The organism is Bellilinea sp. (assembly GCF_034432615.1).
Classification (GTDB): domain Bacteria; phylum Chloroflexota; class Anaerolineae; order Anaerolineales; family Anaerolineaceae; genus Bellilinea.
In genome coordinates, this window is sequence record NZ_DAOUBL010000086.1 from 1 (window position 1) to 5025 (window position 5025).

Genomic DNA, 5025 nt, shown 5'->3' on the forward strand with positions numbered 1-5025 from the left:
CGCCGGGCTGGTACCGCAGCACCCGCCGATGATCTGCGCCCCGTTGGTCAGCCACTGCGTCACAGCCGCTGCCATGTCCTGCGGCTGCACACTGTACGACAAACCTCCCTTTTCATCGCTGACCGGCAGACCCGCGTTCGGCTTGAACCAGATGGGCAGGCGGGTAGCCTCCCGCAGGGCAATCAGGTTTGCCAGATTATCCTCCAGACTGCGCCCGCAGTTGATTCCCAACACATCCACCGCCCACCCGGCTGCCGCTTCGGCCATGCGGCTCGGGCTGATGCCCATCATCGTCTTGCGCCCGCGGTCATAACTGAACGAAAGCACCAGCGGTAAATCACTTACCGAACGGACGCCTTCCACTGCGGCGCGGGCTTCGCTCAGGTCATAAAAGGTTTCCAGCACCAGTAAATCCACTCCGGCTTCGCTCAACAACCGCGCCTGTTCGGCAAAACTTTCAAACACCTCTGCTTCGCTCAAGGTTCCGTAGGGCTGCATCATCTCACCGCTCGGCCCCATCGAACCGGCAATTAACACCTCGCTGCCCTGAGCTGCCCTTTGGGCGAGTTCGACCGCCTGCCGGTTAATCTTCTCCCTTTGTTCTTCCAAACCACCTCGCCGCAGCCGAATGCGGTTGCCGCCAAATGTGCAGGTCAGAATAATTTGCGCTCCGGCGGCGATGAACTCCCGTGCCAATTCCTCAACGGCCTGCGGATTTTGCAGCACAAACACCTCGCCCGGCTGACCGGGCGGCAGGCCGCGCTGCTGAAGGTTCGTGCCGGTCGCCCCATCAGCGATGAAAATTTTTCCACTGCGGAGTTGTTCCAGAAACGGTTGGCTCATTTTTGTGCCTCCTGGTTGGGTTGAACATCGAAACAGGCCGGTTCACTTTCTGCCAGCGACGGAAAGGACAACGCAGCCACAAACTGATCTTGAAAAGATGGATCGCTCGGCATGACCAGATGATGCACCTGCCGCGCAATTTGACGCGCTTCTTCGCGCTTACGGCGGTTGAGCAGCGCCAGACAGGCGCCCTCACCGGCAGCATTCCCGACCGCCTGTACCTGTTCCAGCGGCAGGGGGGGAATCATGCCAATCCGCATGGCATGTTGCGGGTCGAGCAGACTGCCGAATGCTCCTGCCAGAAGTATCCGGCGGGGTTTTTCGGCCATCCCTGCCCTCAACAAAAAATCACAGCCGCTGCGCAGGGCAGCCTTGGCCAGCTGTACCGCTCGCACATCCTTCTGGGTCAGGTATATTGGCTGACCGCTGCGCGAATGGGCGGCCGGTGCCAGCACAAAAACGAGTTCCCCATCTCCTTTTCGCAGCCACGCCGCAGAAGAAACCTGCCCGTTGAAGCGGCCGTTGGGCAGCAACAGACCGGCAGCGTACATCTCGGCAACCGCTTCCAGGACTCCTGATCCGCATATGCCCTCCACCCGCGCGCCGGCCGCATTGTGCTCATCACTCCATAAGGGGCTGCCAATCACTTTATAGCGCACCTGCCGGCTGGATGGGTCAATGCGCACCCGTTCGATTGCGCCGGGCACGGCACGCGTTCCACAGGTAATGTTTGCCCCTTCAAAAGCCGGCCCGGTCGGGCTGGAGGTGCACCAAAGCCCTTGACGGTTGCCCAGTACAATTTCTCCGTTTGTTCCCGCGTCAACCAGTAAGGTCATTTCCTCGCGCTGATGCAGGTCGGCCGCCAGGATGGCCGCTACCGCATCAGCCCCCACATAACCGGCAATCAGCGGCAGAATATGCAGATGCGCCCCGGGGTTGAGGTGTAAACCCACCTGCGCCGCAGTCAAATCCAGCGCATCGCGAAAAACCGGCAAAAAAGGCACCTGCCCCAGAGAAGCAGGGTTCAAGCCCAGTGCCAGATGCAGCATGACGCTGTTGCCCACCCAAAGGCAATCCACTACATCTTCCAGCACCACCTCGCCTTCACTGGCTGCCTGTTCCGCCAGCCGGTTGATTTCGGCGATGACCGCGCTTTGCAGTTGCTGCAACCCGTCAGGGGACTGGTTGCAAAAGGCAATTCGCGAGATGACATCCGCTCCCCAGGCGATTTGAGGATTCAACCCGGAGGCCGTTGCCAGCAGGGCACCGCTGCGCAAATCGCACAGATAAACAGCCAGGGTGGTTGTGCCAATATCCACTGCCAACCCCAGCGCCCGTTCCTGAAAACCGGCCTGAACGCGCAAGACGCGCTCCTCATTCCAGAGGGTCAGGGTTACCTCGCCGCCGCTCTCAGCCGCCGCAGCGGACAGGGCATTCAGCGCCGACTCTTCCCACTCCAACGCCAACACCCCAAACCGATTCGCCAGCAATTGCCGCGCCTGTTCAAGCAGAGATGAAATGCCGGATCCGGAAGGATCAAGCCGAAGCCAGCACAGTCGAATGAGCGGGTCAACCTCAACGACAATTTCCCCCAGCGATTTGCCGAAAGAACCACCCAAGGGGCGATCCTCTCCGCCCGTGACCACACATACATCGCCCAACAGGCGGGCAAGGCATGCCAATCGGCTGCCGGAAGGCAGACTGCGGGCAGCCAGTTCATCGAATTCGGCTTCATCCGCCGGCGAAAGATGAGCCAGCGAGGAAATTTTACCCTGTCGGCCAAAAGCCCCTTCCCTGACCCGTACCGCGCATTGTCCGCACCAGCCCTCCCCTCCACAGGCCGACTCGATTGTCACCCCCAGCTGGCGGGCTGCTTCCAGCAATGTCATGCCGCGTTTAACCCTACCGCTGCGCCCGGAGGGCACAAACAGCACCTCACAGGTTTTCTCAATATTCTTCTGAAAGTCAGTGGGTGAAGAAGTATCCATCGTTGCGCCAAAATTGCTCTCTTGTTCCTGAATAACACGAACGTGATTGACCCCTCCCATCTCTCCAAAAACCGCCGCAGCATTTTTTGGCAAGTTGCCGGTGGGAGTCGGTTGAACCACAGGCCAGGTTTTACCCTTCAGGCAAATTCTCGTTAATTATAGCCGTGGAGCATTCAAACCAACCTGCGAAATCCTGCTTTCATGGAGATTGCAGTGCAGGTTTATCTCCATTCACAAATACACTATAATAAAACATCTTTGATTTTCACCGGTGCGGTGAAACCTGCCCATCTTTATGCGATGTTGATCCATGACGGAATTTAGCCCCCAAATCGGGTTGACCCTCTTTATCATCTTCGCCGCTGTTGTGCTGTTTGCCAGCGAAAAACTGCGCGTGGATATCATTGCCCTGCTGGTGCTGATCAGCGTAACCCTGACCGGATTGATTGACCCGTCTCAGGCTTTTTCCGGTTTTGCCAATCCGGCGGTCATTACGGTTTGGGCAGTGTATATCGTGTCGGGCGGTTTGTTTTCCACCGGCATTGCCAACCTCCTGGGTGGACGCATTCTCCAGATTGCTGGCAACAGCGAAGCCCGGTTGATCGCAGTTCTCATGCTGGGGGCAGGGCTGCTTTCGGCGTTCATGAACAACATCGGCGCCACAGCCGTCTTTCTGCCTGCTGCCGTAGGCATCTCCCGCCGCACCGGTATTCCGCTTTCAAAATTGCTCATCCCCCTCTCGTTTGCTTCCCTGCTGGGTGGCAACATGACCATGATCGGCACACCGCCCAACGTGCTGGCTTCCAGTTTGCTTACCGACCGCGGGCTGCCCGGTCTGCGTTTTTTTGACTTCACCCCAACCGGTCTGGTGGTGTTCATCAGCGGTATGCTGTATATGGTATTGATCGGACGACACTTACTGCCATCCCGCAAACCCCAAAACATTCAGGATGCCTATCAACTGCGCCAATATCTGAGCGAAGTGCGCATCCTCGAACAGAGCAAACTGGCCGGTAAAACCCTGGCCGAGTCGCGTCTTGGTTCGGATTACGACCTGAATGTAGTTGCCATCATTGATCTGGAAAACCATCGTCACATTCCACACCGCGATCACCTGTTTTGTCCGGGTGAAATCCTGGTGGTCAAGGGCCGGCTGGAAGACCTGCTGCGTGCCCGAGAGTCACTCGGAATTGCCATCGAGGCCGAACATAAATTAGAACTATCCGAGATCACCGGAGAGGACGAAGTTACCGTCGAGGCGGTGCTCGCCCCGCGCTCCCGCCTTACCGGCAAGACCCTGCGCGAAACCCACTTCCGCGACCGATACGGTTTCACCGCCCTCGCTATCCACCGCCAGGGGCGGGTCATCCTGGAACGTCTGCGGGATGTGCGTTTGCAGTTTGGCGATATTCTCCTGCTGCGCGGGCGCAAGATTCAACTTCCCGCTTTACAATCCAGCGAAGATTTTTTACTGCTTGAACCGGTCAACGATACCAGCCGCCGCTTGAACAAAGCCCCGCTGGCAGGCGGCATTTTGTTACTGGTACTGGCATTGACGATCATTGCTCACATGCCCATCGCGCTGGCAATGGTCATCGGCGCGGTGCTGATGGTGATGACCGGCTGCCTGACGATGGACGAAGCCTATCAGAGCATTGACTGGCGCAGTGTCTTTCTGATTGCCGGAATGCTGCCGCTGGGTCTGGCTATGGAAAGCACCGGCACAGCCCGTTTTCTAGCCGAGCGGTTGGTTGGGCTGGTTGGCAATCTCGGTCCGCTGGCTGTGCTGGCCGGTATTTACATCCTGGCATCCTTGATTACCGAACCCATGTCCAATGCTGCCGCCACCGTGCTGATTGTACCGATTAGCATAGACGTAGCATTGAGTCTTGGGGCAGACCCGCGTCCCTTTGTCCTGGCAGTGGTGATTGGTGCTTCAACCAGTTTCCTCACGCCGGTTGGGCATCAGTCCAATATTCTGGTCATGGAGCCGGGCGGCTACCGCTTTACCGATTACACCAAAGTCGGTGCTCCCCTTAACGTCGTGCTGTTGATGGCTATCTTAATTTTCCTGCCGCTAATCTGGCCGCTCTTCTAATGATGGTGCGCTGCCGAACCAAAGGCGTGTTCATACACCAGCATCCAGTAATAACGCCAGTCAAACCCGGCTTTGACCGGTAAATCAGCAGCCAAG

At 57.8% G+C, this 5025-nt stretch carries 3 protein-coding genes; 1 reads left to right on the forward strand and 2 read right to left on the reverse strand.

The genetic code is table 11. The features are described 5' to 3' along the window. Positions 1 to 843 (reverse strand): homocysteine S-methyltransferase family protein (locus tag VAE48_RS04030; RefSeq protein WP_322792035.1); only part of this gene is annotated, 843 nt, incomplete at its 3' end. Further along, the gene (locus VAE48_RS04035) at positions 840 to 2951 is read right to left on the reverse strand and encodes an ASKHA domain-containing protein (protein WP_322792036.1); all 2112 of its coding nucleotides are present in this window, start codon (positions 2949 to 2951) and stop codon (positions 840 to 842) included. The genes VAE48_RS04030 and VAE48_RS04035, both read right to left, overlap by 4 nt. A gap of 190 nt (positions 2952 to 3141) precedes the next feature. Between VAE48_RS04035 and VAE48_RS04040 the strand changes: the two genes are divergently transcribed. Then, positions 3142 to 4929, forward strand: a complete 1788-nt coding sequence (locus VAE48_RS04040; protein ID WP_322792037.1) for an SLC13 family permease — start codon at positions 3142 to 3144, stop codon at positions 4927 to 4929. Positions 4930 to 5025 lie beyond the last annotated feature (96 nt).